Raw genomic sequence first — 22835 nt, forward strand, 5'->3', positions numbered from 1 at the left:
ACGTTTGTAATGAATAAGTTGCAAATTGGACAAGAACACGGTCTTAATGGTGAGGGGAGGTAGCATTACATTATTCAAGCAATCACTGTACAGGGGACTCGATGAAAAGCAGTAGCATTCAGGATGTTGCGCAACTCGCGCACGTGTCCATTTCCACCGTCTCTCGTTCCTTCACGCGCCCTGACCTGGTGTCGAAAGCCACCAGAGACAAGGTGATGAAGGCCGCGGACGAGCTGAATTTCTCCATCTCGCGTTCTGCCGCGGCCTTGAAAACCGGCCGTGCGCTGCGTATCGCGGTACTCGTCTCAGGCCGGCTCAACCTATGGTTCAGCTCCTCCATCATCGAAGGTCTGAACGAGGTCTTCCACGATGAGGGCTACGACATCTCCATCTACCAGATGTCCAGCACCGAGGAACGCAGCGAGTTCTTCGACATGCTGCCGGTGCGCCGCAACGTCGACGCCGTGATCGTCATTTCCTTCGACATCGCCAGCAACGAAATCAGGCAACTCAGGTCAGTCGATGTGCCAATCATCGGCATCAATTCGAGCTTGCCGGAAGAGCGCGGCTTCAACGCCGCCGTCCGCATCGACGACAAGCAGGGTTCGGAACTCGCCGCACGCCATCTGATGATGCTTGGCCACCGCGACATCGTCTACATCCGTTCCGACCGCGAAGTGACGCTGCACTTCAGCGTGCAGGGCCGTTACGAATCGTTCATGGCATGCTGCCAGGCCAACGGCGTCGAACCGCGCGTGCTTGTCACCGACGCTGGCAGGAACAGGATCAGCAAGGTCGTGACGCAGCTGCTCAGCCTCGACCACATGCCGACGGCCATCGCCTGCCAGGAGGATGGCATCGCGGTGCCGCTGCTGTTCCAGCTGGAACGCAACGGTTTCACCGTGCCGAACGACATCTCCATCATCGGTTACGACGACAGCGTCTACGCGCGCGACCTCGGCCTGACCACCATCCGTCAGACCCCTGTCGAGATGGCCCGCGAAGCGGCCCGCATGACACTCGCGCTAATCGAGAAGCAGCCGCTCGACGAACCGTTCAAGACGTTCCCCGCGCAGCTGATCGTCCGTTCGACCACCGCTCGTCTGCATAGCTGATTTTCCGGCAACATACAGCGAACGTAGCGACATACACGAAGGGCCGTCATCGCAAGTAATTACGATGACGGCCCTTCGTGTATGTCGTCACAACCAACTGCGGCCGAGAGAAGGAAAGGAAAAACTCTCGGCCGCAGTTGTTCTATTCAGTTATTGGTTTGATCAAGCGGTGATCAGTGAACAGCGTCGTACTCGGTCTTCCAACCGTCCACGAACGCCTTCTTGACTGCGTTCCAGTCGCCGGTGCCCTGAGCGTATTCGAGGAGGGCGGAACCAAGCTTGTTCTTCCACTCTTCGGACGGCATCATGGTGAAGTTCCAAGAGACTGCAGTCTTGCCGGAGTTCTGATCATCAACAGCAGCCTGGACCAGCGGATTGTCGGACTTGACGTCGCTGAAGGACTTGAACGGGGTGGTGAAGCCCATGTCGCTGGACAGAGACTTGATGCCAGTCTTGCTGGTGACGACCCACTTCAGGAAGTCCTTGGTGGCCTTCTTATCCGCGTCGGAAGCCTTGGAGTTAATGCACCAGTAGTTCTCGGAACCGGTGGCCAGACCCTGGTTCTTCTCGCCCTTGACGCCGGTGTAGATCGGGATCATGCCGACGGACTCGGCCTTCATGCCAGCCTTCTGCAGATCGGTCCATGCCCAAGTGCCGTTCTGATAGAACGCAGCCTCGCCGAGGGAGAACTCGGAGGTAGAATCATCACCGGTCTTGGAGCTCAGCTGGGTCGGCTCGGTGGTGGAGTCCTTCAGATACAAATCGAAGATGTTCTTATATTCCGGCAGATAGGTGCCCTTGATGGTCTCCGGCTGCTTGGTGACGTTGTCATCCTTGAACTCATAGTAAAGCGGCAGGTTAGCCAAATGGGTCTTGAAACGCCAGTCGGAGCTGGAATCGAAACCGGCGGAGGTGAACGCGCCCTTGACACCAAGCTGGTCCTTCTTAGCCTGGATGTCATCGGCCACGGCCTTCAAGGTATCGAAGTTGTCGATGTCATCGACGCTCTTGATCTTGGCGCCGTCAGTGGCAATGTACTTGGCCAGCAGATCCTTGTTGTAGATCAGGCCATAAGTCTCCATGGCATACGGAACACCGACGACCTTATCCCCATCCTTGAGGGCGACATCCTTGTTGATAAGCTGCTTGTACGGCTCAGTATCGGACATGTCTTCGGTGTAGGACGACCAGTTCTGGTAGCCGACAGGGCCGTTGACCTGGAACAAGGTCGGAGCCTCGGACTTGGCGATCTCGGACTTCAAAGTCTGTTCGTATGTACCGGAAGCAGCGGTCTGGACCTTGACCTCGACACCGGTTTCCTTGGTGTAATCCTTGGCCAGCTTCTTCCATTCGTCGCTGGATTCCGGCTTGAAGTTAAGGAAGTACACCTTGCCCTTGCCGTTATCGGAACTTGAGCTAGAACCACCGCAAGCAGCCAACGTGCCAACAGACATTGCCGCGATAGCGACCATTCCAACTGCTGCCTTAATAGTACGATTCATCATCGAACCTTTCTCTTCCATTCCTGTTCCCAGCTTCTCGTTGGGAAACAATTTGCGGTATCGCGTCATCACGATTCCTAACAACCACTATTATGCCGCATTCCCCCGATTTTTGCAAACGTAGGCAAAATGAATTCAAAAGTCAGACGTCATACCATCGAAAGAAATCCCGAAAATCATTTATTTTCAATACTTTTAGAGAGCATACTTTTATGCAAGCGTTTGCGACACGCCGCAGCAAAGTGGCAAGTCATGCATGCAATAAAGAGGCGGTTCCAAGGAGGGACCGCCATAATATTCAGCGATATCAAACAGTTCCGTTCAATAATTCAGCAATTCCAATGTTCGATAACATTGTCACCTTTATATTGGCTTAATACACAATAATGCGCAGTGTCCAATCGCAGCAACCGCGCGAAATGCGGATCAACACCGAGCCATTGCGACGTCAAGATACGAAGAACGTGCGCATGCGCCACCAGCAGCACATCGTTTCCAGCGTCGAGCAACGGTTTGACCGTGGCGATCGCCTCACGTGTGCGCGCCGCAGCTTCCTCCACCGTCTCACCCGGACCGTTGTGCACGGGCACCTGCTCGCCGTTCGGCAACGTCTCGACCCAATCGCCCTCCAGTGATTCGGGGAGCGACCGCGGTCCGTCGCGCCACACATCCCAAGCGAAACCGCCCGCCGCGCTCACATCCTGACGCGTACGGCCCTCGGCACGGCCGTAATCCCATTCCGCGATTTCGGGAAGCACCTTAAAATCGCCATATCCGGCCAGCTGCGCCGTCTGCTGGGCTCTGCGCAACGGACTGGCGAACATGCACCCCTGCGCGAAACCCTGGGGAAACGCCTCACGCAACCGTTCGCCGGCGGCACGAGCCTGATCGCAGCCAATGTCAGTCAACGGAATATTGGTGCGGCCGGTGTGCTGTCCGGATTCGCTCCACACGGTCTGCCCGTGACGCAACAGCACCAAGCGGCCAGGGGTGATTGCGGAAGCGGCATTGCCTCCCAGTTGAGTTTCAGTCATGTCTCTACTCTAGCCGACGCAAGCTGCGTTTTCATCCCATTCCGCCACGTGTCCCGCACATATTCCGGCATGTTTTCCGACGCGTTACACTGGTTTCATGAGTGAAATGCCGAATATGGAATCCAGTGCGGACCGCGTGGTGGCGGCCCTGCACACCGTCGACGAGAAGGTGAATGCGATGCGCGACCAGAGACTGAACGATCCCGATTCATTTGGCGATAAGATTTTCAAGTCCGTCGTGCCCACGTTGGCCGGACTGGTGCTCGGCAAGGCGTTCGAGATGGTGTGGAAGAAAAGCGTCGGCCGCAAGGCCGTCCGTGCCGACGGTACCAAGAACGAGGCTGCGGAAGCGGCGCTCGGCATCGTATTCGCCGTGGTTTCCGCCGGTTTCGGCGCGCTCGTATCGCAACTGTCCGGCCGCGGGTCGAAGGCGATTGTGGACAGGCGGCACGCACGGCAGGCGCATCGCAAGTAAATACGTCGCAAATATCGCAAAGCAGTCTCAAGTAGATATGTTCTCACAGGGAGACGGATTTAGCCCGATTCCCTTGCAAAATCGCGCCGCGCGGACAACAATGGCGGTATGAGCAACATTCTTCATAACGCAACTGTCGACACTCTGCTGGAGCGTCGTTCCATCCGTAAATTCAAGCCGAAGCCGCTGCCGGACGACGTCGTCGAAACGTTGGAGACCGTAGCGCAGCATGCGGCGAGCAGCCAGTTCCTGAACGACTGGTCCGCTATCCGCGTCACCGAGCCAGCCGCCAAGAAGCGTCTTGCCGAAATCGGCGGGCAGCCGTATATCGCGACCGCGCCGCTGCTGTACGTGTTCGTGCTGGACGAGCATCGCAATGCCGCGATCGCCGCGCGCAAGGGCGTGGAAGTGGCGTCCGACGCGTTCACGCTCAATGGCAGCTATCGTTTCACGCAGGCGCAGAACGACGCGGTTCTGGCACTGCATGCGATGGAGACGGCCGCGTACTCGCTCGGCTTGGGTTGCGTGATTCTCGGCTCGCTGCTCAACGATGTTCCCGCGCTGATCGACCTGCTGAATCTGCCCGAATACACGTACCCGGTGCTGGGCATTGCAATCGGCAAGCCCGATCAGGAGCCGGCCGTCAAGCCGCGTATGCCGCGTTCCATGCAGTTCTTCGAGAACGAGTATCCAAGTAGCGATGAGAAGCTGCTGTCCGGCTTGGATTCGTTCGACGCCGAAGTGCACAAGTATTACGATTTGCGCGATACTGAACGGCCGGTGGACGCGTTCAGCGACCAGATTGCGGCAAATGCGATCGACGAGGGCGTGAACGCCAAGGCCGTTGCCGTGCAGGCGAAGCGACAGGGCTTCCGTTTGGAGCGGTAGATACATGGCAGCGCTCGTATCATTGATACGAAGCTGATACAACACAAGGCCCGGTGGATTGCAATGAATCCGCCGGGCCTTGGTTTTATATGTTGCCTTGTTCTCGGTATTGTCCTGTTATGCCCTGCTATTGCTCTGCTATTACCTTCTGCGGGGCTTGTAGCCCTTCTTGCGGGAATGTGGCTTGAGCTGCTGGTTAAGCGGAACATGCATGTAGCTGGATTGTGGATCGCGATGCGTGAGATGCCAAGTACCGCAGAAATCGCAACGGTATACCCAAAGCTCAGTGCCGCGTTCGCGCCAACTCTGGTCGGCGGCCTGCTGAGCCGTTGCCTTGTCGTGATACATGATCTTGTTCGACTCGGTGCAACGTTTGGGTACGAAGTAATGCATAGTTGCCCAGTCTATAAACCCATTACGATAAAACGCTTGCGCCCTACTTGTGTTCAGGGATAAAAAATGGGGTTTCCGGAGCGTAAGCTCGACGGGAACCCCGGAAACGAAAAGGGGCCTCCCGGGAGCCAAAGGCTCGACCGGGAGGCCCAACATGTGAAGCGGCGGCGTGCTACTCTCCCACACCCTCTCGAGTGCAGTACCATCGCCGCGCCTGGCCTTAGCTACCGGGTTCGGAATGGGACCGGGCGTCTCACCAGGGCTATGACCACCGCAAAACCGCGATCACGGAACGACAACCAAAACATGGCGGCCATTCCGGCCATTATGTTATGAACCGTGGCGGTCTGGGAACCGGCTAGCGGACGCGAGGCAAAGCCTACCGTTGTATCGTTCAGTGACCATCCCAACGCATATTGCCGTCCAGGACGATCCAGCACAGGAAAGACGCGGAACCAATCCCGCAAAAGGATCGGAATGTTATGTCGCCGTCGCCCGTTAGTACCGGTCGGCTCCACCCCTCACGGGGCTTCCACCTCCGGCCTATCAAACACGTGTTCAACATGCGGGCTACAACAGTTCAAGACCGTACGGAATCCTAATCTTGGAGCAGGCTTCCCGCTTAGATGCTTTCAGCGGTTATCCCTCCCGAACGTAGCCAACCGGCCGTGCCGCTGGCGCGACAACCGGCATACCAGAGGTTCGTCCACCCAGGTCCTCTCGTACTATGGGCAGGCCTCCTCAGGATTCCAACGAGCGCAGAGGATAGAGACCAAACTGTCTCACGACGTTCTGAACCCAGCTCGCGTGCCGCTTTAATCGGCGAACAGCCGAACCCTTGGGACCTGCTCCAGCCCCAGGATGCGACGAGCCGACATCGAGGTGCCAAACCATCCCGTCGATATGGACTCTTGGGAATGATCAGCCTGTTATCCCCGGGGTACCTTTTATCCGTTGAGCGATGCCGCGCCCGTGCGCCGGCACCGGATCACTATCTCCGACTTTCGTCCCTGCTCGGACCGTCGTCCTCGCAGTCAAGCCCGCTTGTGCGATTACACTCGACACCCGATTGCCAACCGGGCTGAGCGGACCTTTGAGCGCCTCCGTTACTCTTTGGGAGGCAACCGCCCCAGTTGAACTACCCGCCAGGCACTGTCCCTGACAAGGATGACTTGTCGAGGTTAGACGTCAAACGAGAACAGAGCGGTATTTCACCTTGCGGCTCCACGAATGCTGGCGCACCCGCTTCGAAGCCTCCCGCCTATGCTACACAATCCGCGCCTAACGCCAATACCAAGGTATAGTAAAGGTCCCGGGGTCTTTTCGTCCTTCTGCGCTTAACGAGCATCTTTACTCGTACTGCAATTTCGCCGAGCTCCTGGTCGAGACAGTGGGGAAGTCGTTACGCCATTCGTGCAGGTCGGAACTTACCCGACAAGGAATTTCGCTACCTTAGGATGGTTATAGTTACCACCGCCGTTTACCGGGGCTTGAATTCACCGCTTCGTCCCCGAAGGGATTGACGGATCCTCTTAACCTTCCGGCACCGGGCAGGCGTCAGTGCATATACAGCGGCTTTCGCCTTCGCATGCACCTGTGTTTTTGGTAAACAGTCGCTACCCCCTGGTCTGTGCCACCCACCAAAGCTCCGGACGCAAGGTCCTTCACCCCAGTGGGTCTCCCTTATACCGAAGGCACGGGAGTGATTTGCCGAGTTCCTTGACCAGGATTCGCTCGATCGCCTTGGTATTCTCTACCTGACCACCAGTGTCGGTTTGGGGTACGGGCGGCCATGGCCCTCACGCCGAGGCTTTTCTCGACGGCCTGGACAACCGGATATCGAACCATAACGGCTCCCATCATCACACCTCGCCATGCACGCCATGCGGATTTGCCTACATGACTGGCTGCGTGCTTGACCACGGAAAACCACCTCCGCGGCCGGCTCCCATTCCGTGTCACCCCTGCGCTGACCTACTGCGGCTACGCTCCCAACACCACGCGGCGATACCAACCCGAAGGAAGGAACCACCACGAGGCGGAGGTTAGTACTCACCGTCTCGGTTTTGCCGGTCCATGGTCGGTACGGGAATATCCACCCGTTCATCCATTCGACTACGCCTGTCGGCCTCGCCTTAGGACCCGACTCACCCGGGGACGACGAACGTGGCCCCGGAACCCTTGGTCATCCAGCGGACGGGATCCTCACCCGTCTCTCGCTACTCATGTCTGCATTCTCACTCCCACGAAGTCCACGGCCGGTTTCCACCGCCGCTTCGCCCCTCGCAGGACGCTCTCCTACCCAGCAACCATGAAGATTGCTGCCGCGTCTTCGGTGGTGTGCTTGAGCCCCGCTACATTGTCGGCGCGGAACCACTAGACCAGTGAGCTGTTACGCACTCTTTCAAGGATGGCTGCTTCTGAGCCAACCTCCTGGCTGTCTATGCGACTCCACATCCTTTCCCACTTAGCACACGCTTCGGGACCTTAGACGACGGTCTGGGCTGTCTCCCTCTCGACGACGGAGCTTATCCCCCGCCGACTCACTGCCGGAATACACGTCAACGGTATTCGGAGTTCGGCTGCTGTTGGTACCCAACAAGGGCCCGCAAGCATCCGGTAGCTCTACCCCCGCGACGCAATCGACCGACGCTGCACCTAAATGCATTTCGGAGAGAACCAGCTATCACGGAATTTGATTGGCCTTTCACCCCTAGCCCCAGGTCATCCCCCCGGTTTTCAACCCAGGTGGGTTCGGTCCTCCACGCGGTCTTACCCGCGCTTCAACCTGCCCAGGGCTAGATCATCCCGCTTCGGGTCCAGGACAAGCGACTGAAAACGCCCTATTCGGACTCGCTTTCGCTACGCATACGCCACACGGCTTATGCTCGCCACCCGCCACTGACTCGCAGACTCATTTTTCGATAGGCACGCCGTCACCCCACCAGGGAGGCTCCGACGGTTTGTGGGCGCACGGTTTCAGGAACTGTTTCACTCCCCTCCCGGGGTGCTTTTCACCTTTCCCTCACGGTACTGGTACGCTATCGGTCAGACAGGTATGCTTAGACTTACCCAACGGTCTGGGCTGATTCACGCGGGATTCCACGAGGCCCGCGCTACTTGGGACAACACGATCGGAAGACGGCTCACGTCCAGGTACGGGGCTGGCACCCTCTACGGCCAGGCCTTCAAGCCTGTTCCCCTGGCAAGCCGTTTTATGACTCCCGCCCGGCCCGTCGGAACCGGGACACGTGATCCCACAACACCGGCAACGCAACCCCCGACGGGTATCACGCGCAACCGGTTTGGTCTGATCCGCTTTCGCTCGCCACTACTCACGGAGTATCCCTTCCTGCAGGTACTGAGATGTTTCACTTCCCTGCGTACCCCCCGCCCATAGGCGGTGCCGGCCCATGACGGCCGGCGGGTTCCCCCATTCGGAGACCCTAGGATCAAAGCCATGTTGGAGGCTCCCCTAGGATTATCGCATCCTCAAACGTCCTTCATCGGTACTGTCTGCCAAGGCATCCACCATACGCCCTCGCAAGCGGCACAACAGCAAAACCATCGTCCCACCCGCGGGTTTCCTGATAGCAAGATCGCCAGACGACAAATCTTAACACTAAAATGATCACAAAACGATCGATCTCGAAACCAAACTCAATTGAAGAGTTTGGCGAAATCGCGATAAGCAAAAAGAAACGTTCTTTCAGTTTCTCTTGCTCGCGTCCACTATCCAGTTCTCAAACCACCACGCGCCACACGATCCGACCAGCCACCCAGGACCGGCCACCACGCATGGGCATCGAACCGCGCCACAGAAAACCCGTGGGGTGGCGGTCCGGGAGCCCAAAAGCATACCCATACCACTCCCGGACGGGACGAATCCCATCCAAGCCATTGATCTCTTCCACACCAGCATCCACAACAACGACGCCGACTGCCGGCGCCCATGTGGCTCACACTGTCCAAAAACATGGACTGTATTCTCCGTAGAAAGGAGGTGATCCAGCCGCACCTTCCGGTACGGCTACCTTGTTACGACTTAGTCCCAATCACGAGTCTCACCTTAGACGGCTCCCCCCAAAAAGGTTGGGCCACCGGCTTCGGGTGCTACCCACTTTCATGACTTGACGGGCGGTGTGTACAAGGCCCGGGAACGCATTCACCGCGGCGTTGCTGATCCGCGATTACTAGCGACTCCGCCTTCATGGAGTCGGGTTGCAGACTCCAATCCGAACTGAGACCGGTTTTAAGGGATCCGCTCCCCCTCACGAGGTCGCATCCCGTTGTACCGGCCATTGTAGCATGCGTGAAGCCCTGGACGTAAGGGGCATGATGATCTGACGTCATCCCCACCTTCCTCCGAGTTGACCCCGGCGGTCCCCCGTGAGTTCCCACCACGACGTGCTGGCAACACAGGGCGAGGGTTGCGCTCGTTGCGGGACTTAACCCAACATCTCACGACACGAGCTGACGACGACCATGCACCACCTGTGAACCCGCCCCGAAGGGAGGCCCCATCTCTGGGGCTGTCGGGAACATGTCAAGCCCAGGTAAGGTTCTTCGCGTTGCATCGAATTAATCCGCATGCTCCGCCGCTTGTGCGGGCCCCCGTCAATTTCTTTGAGTTTTAGCCTTGCGGCCGTACTCCCCAGGCGGGATGCTTAACGCGTTGGCTCCGACACGGAGACCGTGGAATGGTCCCCACATCCAGCATCCACCGTTTACGGCGTGGACTACCAGGGTATCTAATCCTGTTCGCTCCCCACGCTTTCGCTCCTCAGCGTCAGTGACGGCCCAGAGACCTGCCTTCGCCATTGGTGTTCTTCCCGATATCTACACATTCCACCGTTACACCGGGAATTCCAGTCTCCCCTACCGCACTCAAGCCCGCCCGTACCCGGCGCGGATCCACCGTTAAGCGATGGACTTTCACACCGGACGCGACGAACCGCCTACGAGCCCTTTACGCCCAATAATTCCGGATAACGCTTGCACCCTACGTATTACCGCGGCTGCTGGCACGTAGTTAGCCGGTGCTTATTCGAAAGGTACACTCACCCCGAAGGGCTTGCTCCCAGTCAAAAGCGGTTTACAACCCGAAGGCCGTCATCCCGCACGCGGCGTCGCTGCATCAGGCTTGCGCCCATTGTGCAATATTCCCCACTGCTGCCTCCCGTAGGAGTCTGGGCCGTATCTCAGTCCCAATGTGGCCGGTCGCCCTCTCAGGCCGGCTACCCGTCGAAGCCATGGTGGGCCGTTACCCCGCCATCAAGCTGATAGGACGCGACCCCATCCCATACCGATAGAATCTTTCCCAGAAGGACATGCATCCAACTGGAGCATCCGGCATTACCACCCGTTTCCAGGAGCTATTCCGGTGTATGGGGCAGGTCGGTCACGCATTACTCACCCGTTCGCCACTCTCACGGCCGGAGCAAGCTCCAGCCGATCCCGTTCGACTTGCATGTGTTAAGCACGCCGCCAGCGTTCATCCTGAGCCAGAATCGAACCCTCCACAAAAAAACTTATGCGGAAAGCCAACACGTGACTCTCATCTAAGAAAATTGACGATCGCCTTATAAGGAAAGGCGCATCGCACAAAAACCTCACCGTCCTTCAAGGCCTCCCGGCCACTCGCAAGGAGCGGACGATGAACTGGCAATCATTGACTATAAAGAAGTAGTACAAATACGCTCTTGAGTTCTCAAACCACCACCACTCACCCACCTCATGTCCCGGACTCGTCCGGGCCACTCGCTGAGCGGCAGCAAGGGATTAACTTACACGAACCCGTCCACTTGCGCAAATCGGCATTCCGCAAACCCCGTAAAAACCCTTGCGGCGCAACGCATTCATCGGCGTGTCGAAAACCGCCTATCGCACGCCGCATCATCGCAGAAATGCTTCAGACAAGCCTCAAAACGGCCTGAAATTCATCAGAAAAACCTGTCTACGGGCGTGTCGTGAGCCTGCAACGGTTTCCAAATACGGTCGGAAAGCCGAAAAAGACGCATACGGAGGAAACCGCGCGGTGGTATGTATGGAGGTATGAGCAAAAAAATCGCAGTATTGACGGGCGCAGGCATCTCCACGTCCGCAGGCATCCCTGACTTCCGCGGCCCGGACGGCGTCTGGACCAAACATCCCGAACAAATGAACGTGTACGACATCGACGCGTTCCTAGCCAATAAGGAAGACCGCGAGTATTCCTGGCGCTGGCAAAAGGAATCGCCAGTATGGAACGCGCAGCCGGGCACCGCACACAAAGCGCTCGTCAAGCTGGAACAGGCAGGGCTGCTGACGCTGCTCGCCACGCAGAATTTCGACGCGCTGCACGAGAAGGCGGGCAATAGCAGCAACGTCATCGTCAATCTGCACGGGACCATCGGCACCTCGCACTGCATGAAGTGCCACGCGAAATACGACACCGCCGAAATCATGGCGAATCTCGACAACGAGCCGGATCCGCACTGTCATCGCAAGCTGCCGTACAGCGGCAATATGCCGTGCGACGGGCTCATCAAAACCGACGTCGTCTACTTTGGCGAGGCGCTGCCGGATGGTGCGATCGAAAAATCGTACCGTCTGGCGGCGCAGGCCGACGAATTGTGGGTGATCGGCTCCACGCTGGAAGTGATGCCGGCGGCGAGCATTGTGCCGGTCGCGGCACAGGCGGGCGTGCCGATCACCATCATGAACATGGGACGCACGCAATACGATCGCTTGGCCACACGGCTTATCCGCGACGATATTGCGACCGCGCTGCCGCAGTTGGTTGATGAGACGATCGCTGAAGAACAGGGCAAATAACACCGAATGAACAAGCAAGGCTCCTCAACCTGATTGGGTTTGAGGAGCCTTCTTTGATGCGGAAGATATGCGAGAATCCGCGCTTATCCACCGTGGGAAATCAGTAGATGCGCTTGGGCTGGAAACCGGCCGCGCGCATCGCGTCAAGGATGCGGTCGATGTGCTCAGGACCGTTGGTCTCAACGGTGACGCCCAAGGAAACCGAATCAGTGTAATGGCTGGAAGCCTTGAACTGGTCGTGATCGAGTGCGATGACGTTGGCGCGCTGCTCGGCCAGAATCGTGGCCACCTTGACCAGCTGGCCAGGGGTATCCGGAAGCTCAACCTCGAAGTTCATGATGCGGCCACGGGCAATCATGCCCTTCTGAATCACCGCGCTGATGGAGACAGTATCCTCATTGCCACCGGAAAGAATCGGCACCACCACATGCGGGCCCTTCGCCTCGGCGAACTTGCGCGAGCGCAGATTCAGGTGCTCGAGCGCGGCCAGAGACACGGCACCGGCAGCCTCGACCACCAGCTTGTGCTTCTCCAGCATGAGCAGGATCATCTCGTTGATGTCGCGCTCGGTGACGGTGACCAGATCGTCGAGGAACTCGTTGAGCAGCGCGAAGGTCAGGTCGCCCGGACGCTTCACGGCAACGCCTTCGGCGGAGGTACGCACCTGGTCGGCTGCGACGACGCGACCGGCGGCCAACGAATTCTTCCATGCCGGGCTGCCTTCCGGAATGGCGCCGATCACACGCACCTCAGGCTTGAACGTCTTGATGGCGAGCGCCACGCCCGCGCCCAGACCGCCGCCGCCCAAGGGCACGACCACGTCGGTGACGTTCGGCACGTCTTCGAGGATCTCGAGACCGATGGTGCCTTGGCCGCACAGCACCTCATAATCATCGAACGGGGGCACGTAGATCATGCCTTCGTTGTCGCTCAGTTCCTGCGCGTGCGCTGCGGATTCGTCGAACACCTCGCCGCACAGCACCACGTCCGCGCCGTACGCTTTGGTGGCATCCACCTTCAGCGGCGGAGTGATCTGCGGCATGCAGATGGTGGCCTTCGCGCCACGTTCACGGGCCGCGTACGCCACACCCTGCGCATGGTTGCCTGCGGAAGCGGTGACGATGCCGTGAGCGAGCTGCTCGTCGGTCAGCGATGCAATCTTGTTGTACGCGCCACGAATCTTGAACGATCCGGTGACCTGGAGATTCTCGGGCTTGAGCAGAATCTCATGTCCGGTCATTTCGGACAGCACAGGCGACGGAATAATCTCCGTGTGGCGTGCGGTGCCCTTCAGTCGTTCGGCGGCCAGTTTCAATTCAGCGGCATGATCGCGCCGCAATGCTTTGAGCACCTCGTTTTGTTCCATGGACGTTATTGTAAGCGCACGTCTGCCGAAGCCGACGCGTGGTATCGGCATGTGGGTGCCGGGCAGACGGGCGGCTTGGCGGAACGGGAGGAGCATCGCAAGAAGGTAGTAAAAATGCCCGAGTGGTTCCGTGATGAGCCACTCGGGCATTTCTGCAGAGAGTTATAGGGAAAGATCGATCAGAGCTGAATCACGACTCCCTCCCAGCGAGCGAGCTCGCCACGAGCGATCGATTTAACACTATGCATAGCATCATAGGTGCTGAGCAGTACTTGCGGATCGGACACGCCGTCGGAAAGCAGCTCCGCCACGTCCGAAGGCAGCGCCGCGGACCTGTCGGTGAGGTTGACCACGACAAGAATCGTGTCGTCGCCATTGGTGCGCGTGAAAGCATACACCTGATCGCTGTCGGCGGCGAGCAGATGCCATTCGCCAGTGGAGATGGTGGCGCTGTTGTGCCGCATGGCGATGAGCTTCTTGTAGAACGTGTACACGGAATCCGGATCGTCGAATTCCTCGGCCGCGTTGATTTCCACATGATTCGGGTTGACGCTGATCCACGGTTCGGCTGCCGCGTCCGCCGGGGTGAAACCGGCATACTTGGAGGCGTCCCACTGCATGGGGGTGCGCGCGTTGTCGCGGCCGATGAGGGCGAGGGCGGCCATCATGGATTCGGACGACTGGCACTTGGCTTCCTCCACGCGCTGGCGATAGCCGTTGAGGGCTTCCAGATCGCGGTATTGTTCCAGCTTGGTGAAGTGGGCGTTGGTCATACCCAGTTCCTCGCCTTCGTAAATGTACGGGGTGCCGCGGTGCATGTGCAGCACCATGCCGAACGCCTTGGCGCTCAGTTCGCGCGAATCGCGGTCGGAGTCGTTGCCCCAACGGGAGACCACGCGCGGCTGGTCATGATTGCAGAAGAACAGGCTGGCCCAACCGGCCTTCCTCACGGCCTCCTGCTGCTCGGTCATACGGTCGCGCAGGTTTTTGACCTCGAACGGCACGGTATTCCACTTGGAGCCTTCCTGGTCGATGCCGACATGGTCAAACAGGAATAGCATGTCAAGTTCCTTGTTGGCCGGATCGGTGACGTGCTCGTTACGGGCCGGGGTGATGCCCGGAGCCTCGCCGACATTCATGTAGCCTTCACGGCCTTCGAATACCTCACGGCGCATTTCGGCGAGGAACTCGTCGATGCGCGGGCCGTCGGAGCAGAACGGATACGGGCTGGAATAACCTTCCTCTCCAACCGGATTATCGGCGATTTCGGATCCTGCCTCCCCCGGCAACTTGCCGTTCTTGTCGATGACCTTGGAAATCTGGGTGATCACGTCCATGCGGAAGCCGTCGATGCCGCGATCCATCCACCAGTTCATCATCTTGTAGACGGCCTTGCGCACCTCGGGATTCTCCCAGTTGAGGTCGGGCTGCTTCTTGGAATACTGGTGAAAGAAGTATTCACCGCGCTTCGGATCGTACTCCCATGCGGAGCCGCCGAAATAGGAGCCCCACTGGTTCGGCTCGGCACCGGGCGTGCCCGGCTCATGGCCCGGCTTGGCCGGACGCCACCAATACCAATCCGCATGAGGATCGTTCTTGTCGCGGGAAGCCTGGAACCAGGCATGCTCGTCGGACGTGTGGTTCACGACCAGGTCCATGATGACCTTCAGGCCGCGCTTGTGCGCTTCGGCAAGCAGCTCGTCCATATCGGCCATTGTGCCGAACAGCGGATCGATGTCCTGGTAGTCGGAGATGTCGTAGCCGTTGTCGTCCTGCGGGGACTTGAAGACCGGGGACAGCCATAGCACGTCCACGCCGAGATCTGCGAGATAGTCGAGCCGGCTGGTGATGCCCTTCAGATCGCCGATGCCATCGCCATTGGAATCCTGGAAGGAACGGGGATAGATCTGGTAGACCACCGCGTTCGCCCACCACGGATTCGGGGTGGCGCCATTCGAACGGACGGTGTCAGAAAGAGTGGAACGATTGAAATTCGTCATCGCGATTGAGCTCCTTTGCCTAAGTGGAATGGATGAACTTTGCTATATCCCATGGTACGTAAAGCGTTTTTTCTTTCTTGCCTGCGGCGCGTTTTGCAAAGCAGGAAATGAAAGATATATTGCAAGCGGGATGCGCCCTTCGGAATCACATCAATGCATACGAAAAGCGGGAATCCTCGAAAAAGGGGAAACGAGGATTCCCGCTCGGCGCTGTGAAGTTTTACTTCACAAGCAGACGGCCTACGGCCGCGTTGTTCCTGCCTTCGCTCGCCTATCGGCTCGCTCAGGAGGAACCTATGAACAGTCCACAGGACTGTTCACTTCACGGCTCCTCTCATCACACCACCGACGACCCACTTTTGGGCGAAGACGTAGACGATAAGCACCGGGGCCATGGCCATCAGGTAGGAGGCGAAGGCCATCGGATAGTTCGACGTGAACTGGCTCTGGAACACGTACTGCGCCAGCGGAATCGTCTGATTGCTCTGGTCGGTCAGCGTGATCAACGGCAGCAGGAAGTCGTTCCATGCCCACAGTGCGGTCAGGATGGCGATCGTGGCGTTGATCGGTCCCATCAGCGGGAAAATAATCGTCCAGAAGATACGCCAGGTCGAAGCGCCGTCGATGCGCGCCGCCTCTTCCAACGAAATCGGAATCGAACGGATGAAGCCGATCGCGATGAACAGGTTCGTGCCGATGCCGAGAATCGTGTACAGAATGATCAGACCGAGCTGGTTGTCCAGGTGCAGGGTGCCCATTTCCTTGGCGATCGGCAGCATGACGACGGTGAACGGCACGAACATCATGGCCAGGAAGAAGTAGTACAGGAAGCGGAAGAACCGCTTATCCATGTTCCTTGCCACGGCGTACGCGACGAACGTGTTCGTCAGCAGCGTCAGCACCACAGCGCACACGGTGATGATCGCGGAATTGAGCGCGGCCTTCGGATAGTTCACCTTGTTCCACGCGTCCGCGAAATTATGCCATTCCCACGTGGTCGGCAGGCTGAACGTGCCCGCTTCGCCCGGCGTCTTCAGCGCGGTGACGACGGCGAAGTACAGCGGCACGAGCACCGTCAGGCTCAGCACGGCGACGGCCGCCGTCAGCCACCAGTTGATGCTGTGGTCCTTGCGGATCTTCTCCGGCTTCGCTTGCGATTGTCCGCTTTGCGCGGCGGCCGGCTTGGTTGCAACAGTTGCGCTAGTCATGATTTCTTCCCCTTACTCTCAGACCTTTTCCTTGCCGCTGAAGAACTTCAGCTGCACGAATGCGAGGATTGCCAGCACGATGAAGAACGTGACCGCGTTCGCCATCTGGTAGGAGTATTCGCCGTTGCCCAGGCCGTTCTGGAAGATCAGGTAGGAGACGGTTTCGGTCTTGGAATCCGGACCGCCCTTGGTCAATGCCATGACCTGGTCGAACGCGCCGAGCGAGTTCTTGAGGCTCAGCACCATGTTGATGGTGAAGAACGGGCCAATCAGCGGGAACGTGATCTGCCAGAAGTTCTGCCAGGCGTTCACGCCGTCGATGGACGCGGCCTCATAGATTTCGTTGTCGATGGTCTGCAGACCCGCCAAGTACAGCAGCGTGGAGTAGGCCACACCCTGCCAGATGGACAGGAACACGATCGGGAACCATGCCAGATCCGGATTGGAGATCATGGATGTGGACAGCCAATCGATGTGCAGCGCCTGGCCGAGGGCCGGCAGCGGGGTCATGAAGATGTACTTGAACACGTAGCCGATGACCAGCACCGACAGGGTGTACGGAATGAAGAAGATGGCTCGGAAGCCGTTCTTGAAGGCGATTTTGGAGTTCAGCAGCACCGCCAGGAACATGCCGAGGATGTTCGTGCCGAGCGTGATCAGAATCGCGATGAAAATCGTGAACAGATACGCGTGGCCGACGCGTGCGTCCTGGAACATCGCGATGTAGTTCTTGAAGCCGATGAACTTGTAATCGCCGTAACCCTGCGAATTGGTGAACGAGTACATCGCGCCCTGCAGGAACGGCAGGTACAGGAAGATGCACACGAGAATCATCGCGGGAATGGTCATCCAGTAGAACGCCGGATCGACCTTGCGCTTGGAGTATTTCGAAACCTTCTTCGGCTTCTTTGCGGCGGCCTTGTCGGCCTTGGCCGAGATATTGCCAGTCATTGTCGTTCCTCCCCTCACCTAAAGTTCCTGGCTTCGATCTTGTCGTATTCCGACTGCATGCTGTTCAGGAATCGTTTAGTATTGCCCGACTGCACCAACGTCTGCAGGAAACCGGCGAGGTTGATGCTTGCCGGCACGTAGTGGTCACAGAAATCAGCCAGCTTGCCGGCCTTGTAGAAGTCGAGCACGCCATTCAACGCTTCATCGCCGACGTACGTATCCTTGTACGGGGTGAACGCAGACTGCTGCTTGGAGTAATCCTGCACGTTCTCCTCGCTCATCAGGAAGTCGACGAATTCGCGAGCCTCGGTGTAATGCTTCGTATGCGCGCCGATCGTCAGCATCACGTCGTCGCCGGCGGTCAGCTGCTGTTCCTTGACGTTGTCGGTGGCCGGCATCTGCGCGAACCGCAGATTGGCGTCCTTGTTGATCAGACGGATCTGCGGAATCGCGTACGTGCCGAGCGGCAGAATCGCGGCCTTGCCGGAAGCGATGTCCTGCGTAGCCTGCTGGTAGGTGACGGCCGGATTCTTCTGCGTGTAGTTCTGGTAAATTTCAATCAGCTTGCCGCTGACGGGCGTCCACAAGTCGGAGAAGGTCTTGCTGCCGTCCTTGAGATACGCGTATTCCGATTCCGGCACCAGCGTCGAATTCAGCGATGCAAGCGGCGCCTGCAACGTCCACGGATCGGCGGTGCTCGCCTCAACCGGCGTGACGCCCTTGGCCTTGAGCCGCTTGAGCAGCGCGATGAATTCGCTCCACGTCTGCGGCGGATTGTCCGGATCCTCGCCGGCCTGCTTCCACACATCGGCGTTGATGATGTAGCCGCTTGCGTTGCCCGCGTACGGAATACCGTACAGACGCTTCTTGGACTTGTCGGTGGTCTGCACGAGGCTCTTCGCGATGTTCACCATGCCCGGATTGAGCTCGTCGACGATCTCGTCGTCGGTGAAATCGTGGAAGACGCCCGCTTCGGCGAGCATGCCGTAATTGATGTCGCCGTTGATGGTGATGACGTCGGGTTCGCGGTTCTTCACCAGTCGCGTGCGCAGATCGGTGGTGGCGTCCGACGAATTGTTGACATTGACTTTGATGTTGGAATGGGTTTTCTCGAATTCACGCGCCTTGGCGGTGAACCAATCCGCCGCCTCGGACTTGAATTGGAAGAAATCCAAGGTGACCGTGCCGGCGGTGCTGTTGCCGCAGCCCGCGAGCCCAACCGTCAGCACAATCGCGCATGCAGCCGTAATAGCACGGCCCGCGATCCGCCTGAAGGTGCCTGTGTTGGCATTGGAATCAGGTTTCATTCTCTCGACTCCTTTGTATTTTCCTTTTTCACGGCAGGCCGGCTTCATTACCAGCCTCCGTTGCTTTTTAATTGTAGAATCGGCTTGTTTTCATTCCCAGTTTCCGCGCGCCCGCATCGAACGGAAATAAAAAACGGTTATTTTGTTATTCTTGGAAAGTAAATAGGCGATAAGGACGGTACGATATGGCGATTTCCCCGATTCCACACTGGTTTGAAGGCTCGGAGTACACGCATAAGGTTGCGGCCTGCATTATGAAGTACGGTCCGATTTCGCGCATCACGCTGGCACAGATCCTTGGCCTTTCGCAAGGCGCGGTATCGCGCATCACCAGTGATTTGATTTACGCTGGCGTGATCGAAGAGACGCCAATGGCAGCGGGGCATGGCGGCAAGTTACCGAAAGATTTCTTGCGGAAATCGGCACAAAAGTCAATCCAGAAAGAAAATACGGAACGTCGCGGCCGTCCGCAGACCGGACTGCGCATCATCGCCAATGCGCGCACGTTCGTCGGCATGAAAATCAACACCACCCATATCACTGCCGTAACAGTAAACGCGCTTGGGCAGATCGTGACCGGCTGCCATGACCTGCCGCTCGACGACGATTCGCCGGAATCGGTGGTCGACGTCATCAAACAGCTGACCATGGACTGCGCCGACGAGGCGATAATGGCGGGATTGCCTTCGCCATGCGCGGTCGGCGTCTCGTTGGGCGGACACATCGTGGATGATTCGATGGTGACGTTCGCGCCGTTCCTGCATTGGTCGAAGCCCGTGGAGTTTTCGGCGTTGATCCAGGAGGCGACCGGCCTGCCGACCGGCATCTACAACGACATCGACTCATTGGTGGTGGACGCGTGCATGTTCGGCTCGGGCGTCGGATTGAACAGTTTCGCCGTGGTGACGATCGGCATCGGCGTGGGATATTCGCTCACCGTCAACGGCGAGCCGATCGACAATCCCGACAAAAGCTATGGCCTGGTCGGGCATATTCTGGTCGACCCCGACGGGCCGCGCTGCATTTCCGGACATAAAGGTTGCGCGACGTGCCTAACTGACAATTCAATCGCAACAGAATATTCGGAAATGATCGGACATCCGGCGACGTTCGACGAATTCGCGGCCGCAGCGCGCGCCAGCAAAACGCAGGCCACGAATCTGGTGAACCGCACCTGTTTCCGTTTGGGTACATTGATCGCGACCATCGCCAATCTTGCCATGCCCGACAAAATCATGATCGCTGGCGAATCGTCGTTCATTGCGAAACTCGGCATAGACAACCTGCGTAACGGCATCAATATGTATCGGCATAGTCAAGCCGCGCCGGTCGATTTCGAAATCGCCGAGCACGACTGGTCGCTGTGGAGCAAAGCGGCCGCAGCGCAAGCCATTCGCCAGTATGTAGGGTAAGTCGTTCGGAATCGCTGTCGCAGTGTGAGGCCGGTACGCGAAAGTACCAGCCTCACCATACAAAACAGATACTCAGATGCGGACTACTTTGAAAAGGACGGCCTGCGCAGGATGCAGCGCCGGCGGACGGATGCCATAGGCGGCGAGCGCACGGCCGGTCATCTTCACACCATCGGCGGTCCACCAGCCGAGCGGGCTTTGTCCGTTGCCGATGTCCTGCTTGGCCAGGTCGAGGCTCACGTCGAGCGGGGACACCACGTACACGGCGTCCGGGTCGAGGCCAGGCAGACGTACGGGGGCGGACGGATAGGTCTGCGACGTGGTCAGCTGCGTGAAGCGGTAGATCGCGGCAGCCTTGTTCGGCATGACGCAGCCGTCCACGCGCACGGCCGGATCGGCGGCGTCAGAATGCACCGCGGTGTCGACGGCGAACCATTCGCGATGCTTTTTGAATTCGGCCGTCCATTCGGCGAGCTTGTCGATGTCCTCCTGCGGTTCCTTGAGCAGATTCCATTCGATGCCCATGTGGCCGAAGAAGGCCATGGCCATGCGCATCTCCTGGGAGGTGGCGCGGTGCGTGGAATGCGCCGGGGAAGCGCCCACGTGCTCTCCGATCATCTCCGGCGGCACGAGCAGCGACGTGTAGCGCTGGATGTCGGCGCGTTCCACCGGGTCGACGCAGTCGGAACCCCAGATACGATCGGCGACTTCGAGGATACCGAGGTCGACGCGGCCGCCGCCGGACGAGCAGCTTTCGATTTCCAGACCGGGATGGGCCGCTTTCAGGTCGGTGAAGATCCGATACACGGCGAGCGTCTGGTTGTGCACGGCGGGACGTCCGGTGCGCGGCGACACCGCTTCGGTGACGTATTTGTTGTGATCCCATTTGATGTAGTCGATGCCGAGTTCGCCGACGAGCTTGTCCATGGCGCCGTAGATGTACGCGTACGCGTCAGGATTGGTGAGATCGACGACCTGCTGAGTGCGCCCCTGCATCGGCAGACGGTTGGCGGTGGGCTTCAGCACCCAGTCCGGGTGGGCGCGGAACATATCGGAGTCCGGGTTGACCATTTCCGGTTCGAACCACAGGCCGAACTCCATGCCTTTGCCGTGCACGTAGTCGGCGAGCGCCTTGAGGGACTTGTCCCCATCGGGCCAAACGTCCTGTGAGATCTGCCAATCGCCCAGACCGGCGGTGTCGTCTCGGCGGGCACCGAACCAGCCATCATCCACGACGAAGCGTTCCACGCCGCTTTCCACGGCCTTGTCTGCGAGCGCGGTCAGGGTGTCGTAATCGTGGTTGAAGTAGACGGCTTCCCATGTGTTGAGGATGACCGGACGCGGCTTGGGCGCGATGCCATGGTCCACGAGCCAGTCGCGGTGCACGCGGCGGATGTAACCATGGAAGCGTGAGGCGACTTCGTTGAGCCCCTCGCCGTAAGAGCCGACGAGCCATGGCGTGGTGTAGCTTTCACCGTGTTCCAGACCGACTTCGCCGCCGAAGAGCACTTCGCTGCCACCGATCACGCCAGTGGTGTAGGGCAGTCGTTCCGCGGACAGCACGCTGTTGCCGCTCCATGCCACGTGCGCGGAGTAGACGTTGCCGTGGGTGAAACCGAAGCCGTGTTCGCCAACGCTGAGCAGCAGGGTGGCGTCGAAGTCGGGGCGGCCGATCATGGAGGATTTGGCGAAGCGCCCGATGGTGAAGTCCTGGCGCTGTGGGGAACGCTCACGCAGATGGTGACCGGTGGTGGTGAGGATCTCGTTGGCGTCGGCGGGCACGCTGAATGCAAGTTCGATCTTGCCGATCTCGAGTCGTCCCTCGCCGGTGTTCGTCACCTCCGCATGCTGGCGGATGAGGCCGGTTTCATCGAGCTCACAGGTCCACGTAAGTTTCACGCATTGTTCCACGTCCTCGGCAGTGACGGTGACGGTAGGCGTCTGCTTGGGCTCGGAGGCCACGCTCCAGCTGGGGTAGCCGTCTTTTTCGGCCATGGTGTAGGTTTTGCCGGCGGCCACGGTTTCGGCTTTGATGTCGGTGACCTGGAACTTGCAGAACAGTTCCACGCCGTCACGGCGCACGTCGAAACGGTCAGAGCCGGACCACGCTTCGGACTGTGTCGGCAGCACGCTCGGCCATGCGGTGTAGTCGAGGGCTCCGGAAACACGCTGCGGAGCGAGCGCGTCGAACGTGTTGATCACGGTTTCCGGTGCGGTGAGCGGGCGACCCCAATGCACGAATCTCGGCAAATCGCTGCCGGGGAACACCAGAGCAAAAGCTGCGGCGGCAGCCGGCTGCTCGGCATACACGGCGGTAAGGGGTGTGCCGTTGGAAGCGGTGCCGTGGAAAGTCTGAATGAGCGTCATT

General features: G+C 58.7%; 14 protein-coding genes and 3 rRNA genes. 5 read left to right on the plus strand and 12 right to left on the minus strand.

The window, feature by feature from the left end:
• Positions 1–101: 101 nt before the first annotated feature.
• The gene (locus BAD_RS08215; protein ID WP_011743862.1) at positions 102–1115 is read left to right on the plus strand and encodes a LacI family DNA-binding transcriptional regulator; all 1014 of its coding nucleotides are present in this window, start codon (positions 102–104) and stop codon (positions 1113–1115) included.
• Between the two features lie 173 nt (positions 1116–1288).
• Here the strand turns inward: BAD_RS08215 and BAD_RS08220 are convergent, their stop codons facing one another.
• Both BAD_RS08220 and BAD_RS08225 read right to left on the minus strand, forming a co-directional pair.
• Positions 1289–2638: an ABC transporter substrate-binding protein gene (locus BAD_RS08220; RefSeq protein WP_041777563.1), complete on the minus strand. Its 1350-nt coding sequence runs from the start codon at positions 2636–2638 to the stop codon at positions 1289–1291.
• A gap of 308 nt (positions 2639–2946) precedes the next feature.
• Complete coding sequence (locus tag BAD_RS08225) at positions 2947–3651, minus strand: histidine phosphatase family protein (RefSeq protein ID WP_003811297.1); 705 nt, start codon at positions 3649–3651, stop codon at positions 2947–2949.
• Positions 3652–3748: 97 nt separating this feature from the next.
• Between BAD_RS08225 and BAD_RS08230 the strand changes: the two genes are divergently transcribed.
• Together BAD_RS08230 and BAD_RS08235 are read left to right on the plus strand one after the other, a co-directional pair.
• Positions 3749–4126, plus strand: coding sequence for a DUF4235 domain-containing protein (locus BAD_RS08230; protein WP_003811300.1), 378 nt, complete (start codon positions 3749–3751; stop codon positions 4124–4126).
• Positions 4127–4234: 108 nt separating this feature from the next.
• Positions 4235–5014 carry a nitroreductase family protein gene (locus tag BAD_RS08235; RefSeq protein WP_011743864.1) on the plus strand — a complete coding sequence of 260 codons (780 nt, stop codon included), beginning with the start codon at positions 4235–4237 and terminating at the stop codon, positions 5012–5014.
• Between the two features lie 141 nt (positions 5015–5155).
• Here the strand turns inward: BAD_RS08235 and BAD_RS08240 are convergent, their stop codons facing one another.
• From BAD_RS08240 to BAD_RS08255, 4 genes are all read right to left on the minus strand, one after another.
• Entirely contained in the window at positions 5156–5407 is a 252-nt protein-coding gene (locus BAD_RS08240; protein ID WP_003811303.1) for a hypothetical protein, read from the minus strand.
• Between the two features lie 159 nt (positions 5408–5566).
• Positions 5567–5683 (minus strand): 5S ribosomal RNA (gene rrf, locus BAD_RS08245).
• A gap of 203 nt (positions 5684–5886) precedes the next feature.
• Positions 5887–8962: ribosomal RNA gene (locus BAD_RS08250) — 23S ribosomal RNA — on the minus strand.
• Between the two features lie 441 nt (positions 8963–9403).
• Positions 9404–10933: ribosomal RNA gene (locus BAD_RS08255) — 16S ribosomal RNA — on the minus strand.
• The 16S, 23S and 5S rRNA genes sit together here, the layout of an rRNA operon.
• A 528-nt stretch (positions 10934–11461) precedes the next feature.
• Between BAD_RS08255 and BAD_RS08260 the strand changes: the two genes are divergently transcribed.
• Positions 11462–12223 carry an SIR2 family NAD-dependent protein deacylase gene (locus BAD_RS08260; protein ID WP_041777444.1) on the plus strand — a complete coding sequence of 254 codons (762 nt, stop codon included), beginning with the start codon at positions 11462–11464 and terminating at the stop codon, positions 12221–12223.
• Positions 12224–12323: 100 nt separating this feature from the next.
• On the opposite strand, the gene ilvA is transcribed toward BAD_RS08260, so the two are convergent.
• The 5 genes from ilvA to BAD_RS08285 all read right to left on the minus strand — a co-directional run bounded on the left by ilvA (position 12324) and on the right by BAD_RS08285 (position 19055).
• On the minus strand, positions 12324–13589 hold the full coding sequence (gene ilvA, locus BAD_RS08265) for a threonine ammonia-lyase (RefSeq protein WP_011743866.1): 1266 nt from the start codon (positions 13587–13589) through the stop codon (positions 12324–12326).
• Positions 13590–13768: 179 nt separating this feature from the next.
• The gene (locus BAD_RS08270; protein WP_011743867.1) at positions 13769–15589 is read right to left on the minus strand and encodes a glycoside hydrolase family 13 protein; all 1821 of its coding nucleotides are present in this window, start codon (positions 15587–15589) and stop codon (positions 13769–13771) included.
• 317 nt (positions 15590–15906) lie between these two features.
• On the minus strand, positions 15907–16797 hold the full coding sequence (locus tag BAD_RS08275) for a carbohydrate ABC transporter permease (protein ID WP_011743868.1): 891 nt from the start codon (positions 16795–16797) through the stop codon (positions 15907–15909).
• Between the two features lie 18 nt (positions 16798–16815).
• Positions 16816–17748: a carbohydrate ABC transporter permease gene (locus tag BAD_RS08280; protein ID WP_003806502.1), complete on the minus strand. Its 933-nt coding sequence runs from the start codon at positions 17746–17748 to the stop codon at positions 16816–16818.
• 14 nt (positions 17749–17762) lie between these two features.
• Positions 17763–19055 carry an ABC transporter substrate-binding protein gene (locus BAD_RS08285; RefSeq protein WP_011743869.1) on the minus strand — a complete coding sequence of 431 codons (1293 nt, stop codon included), beginning with the start codon at positions 19053–19055 and terminating at the stop codon, positions 17763–17765.
• 185 nt (positions 19056–19240) lie between these two features.
• On the opposite strand from BAD_RS08285, the gene BAD_RS08290 reads away from it, so the two are divergent.
• Entirely contained in the window at positions 19241–20467 is a 1227-nt protein-coding gene (locus tag BAD_RS08290; protein WP_011743870.1) for an ROK family protein, read from the plus strand.
• Positions 20468–20539: 72 nt separating this feature from the next.
• On the opposite strand, the gene BAD_RS08295 is transcribed toward BAD_RS08290, so the two are convergent.
• On the minus strand, positions 20540–22834 hold the full coding sequence (locus BAD_RS08295) for an alpha-galactosidase (RefSeq protein WP_011743871.1): 2295 nt from the start codon (positions 22832–22834) through the stop codon (positions 20540–20542).
• Position 22835: the final 1 nt, after the last annotated feature.

Source organism: Bifidobacterium adolescentis ATCC 15703, assembly GCF_000010425.1.
GTDB lineage: Bacteria > Actinomycetota > Actinomycetes > Actinomycetales > Bifidobacteriaceae > Bifidobacterium > Bifidobacterium adolescentis.

Coding starts and splice junctions, on each gene's coding strand:
- BAD_RS08215 (WP_011743862.1), top strand. CDS start 102: ATGAAAAGCAGTAGCATTCAGGATGTTGCGCAACTCGCGCACGTGTCC.
- BAD_RS08220 (WP_041777563.1), bottom strand. CDS start 2,638: ATGGAAGAGAAAGGTTCGATGATGAATCGTACTATTAAGGCAGCAGTT.
- BAD_RS08225 (WP_003811297.1), bottom strand. CDS start 3,651: ATGACTGAAACTCAACTGGGAGGCAATGCCGCTTCCGCAATCACCCCT.
- BAD_RS08230 (WP_003811300.1), top strand. CDS start 3,749: ATGAGTGAAATGCCGAATATGGAATCCAGTGCGGACCGCGTGGTGGCG.
- BAD_RS08235 (WP_011743864.1), top strand. CDS start 4,235: ATGAGCAACATTCTTCATAACGCAACTGTCGACACTCTGCTGGAGCGT.
- BAD_RS08240 (WP_003811303.1), bottom strand. CDS start 5,407: ATGCATTACTTCGTACCCAAACGTTGCACCGAGTCGAACAAGATCATG.
- BAD_RS08260 (WP_041777444.1), top strand. CDS start 11,462: ATGAGCAAAAAAATCGCAGTATTGACGGGCGCAGGCATCTCCACGTCC.
- ilvA (WP_011743866.1), bottom strand. CDS start 13,589: ATGGAACAAAACGAGGTGCTCAAAGCATTGCGGCGCGATCATGCCGCT.
- BAD_RS08270 (WP_011743867.1), bottom strand. CDS start 15,589: ATGACGAATTTCAATCGTTCCACTCTTTCTGACACCGTCCGTTCGAAT.
- BAD_RS08275 (WP_011743868.1), bottom strand. CDS start 16,797: ATGACTAGCGCAACTGTTGCAACCAAGCCGGCCGCCGCGCAAAGCGGA.
- BAD_RS08280 (WP_003806502.1), bottom strand. CDS start 17,748: ATGACTGGCAATATCTCGGCCAAGGCCGACAAGGCCGCCGCAAAGAAG.
- BAD_RS08285 (WP_011743869.1), bottom strand. CDS start 19,055: ATGAAACCTGATTCCAATGCCAACACAGGCACCTTCAGGCGGATCGCG.
- BAD_RS08290 (WP_011743870.1), top strand. CDS start 19,241: ATGGCGATTTCCCCGATTCCACACTGGTTTGAAGGCTCGGAGTACACG.
- BAD_RS08295 (WP_011743871.1), bottom strand. CDS start 22,834: ATGACGCTCATTCAGACTTTCCACGGCACCGCTTCCAACGGCACACCC.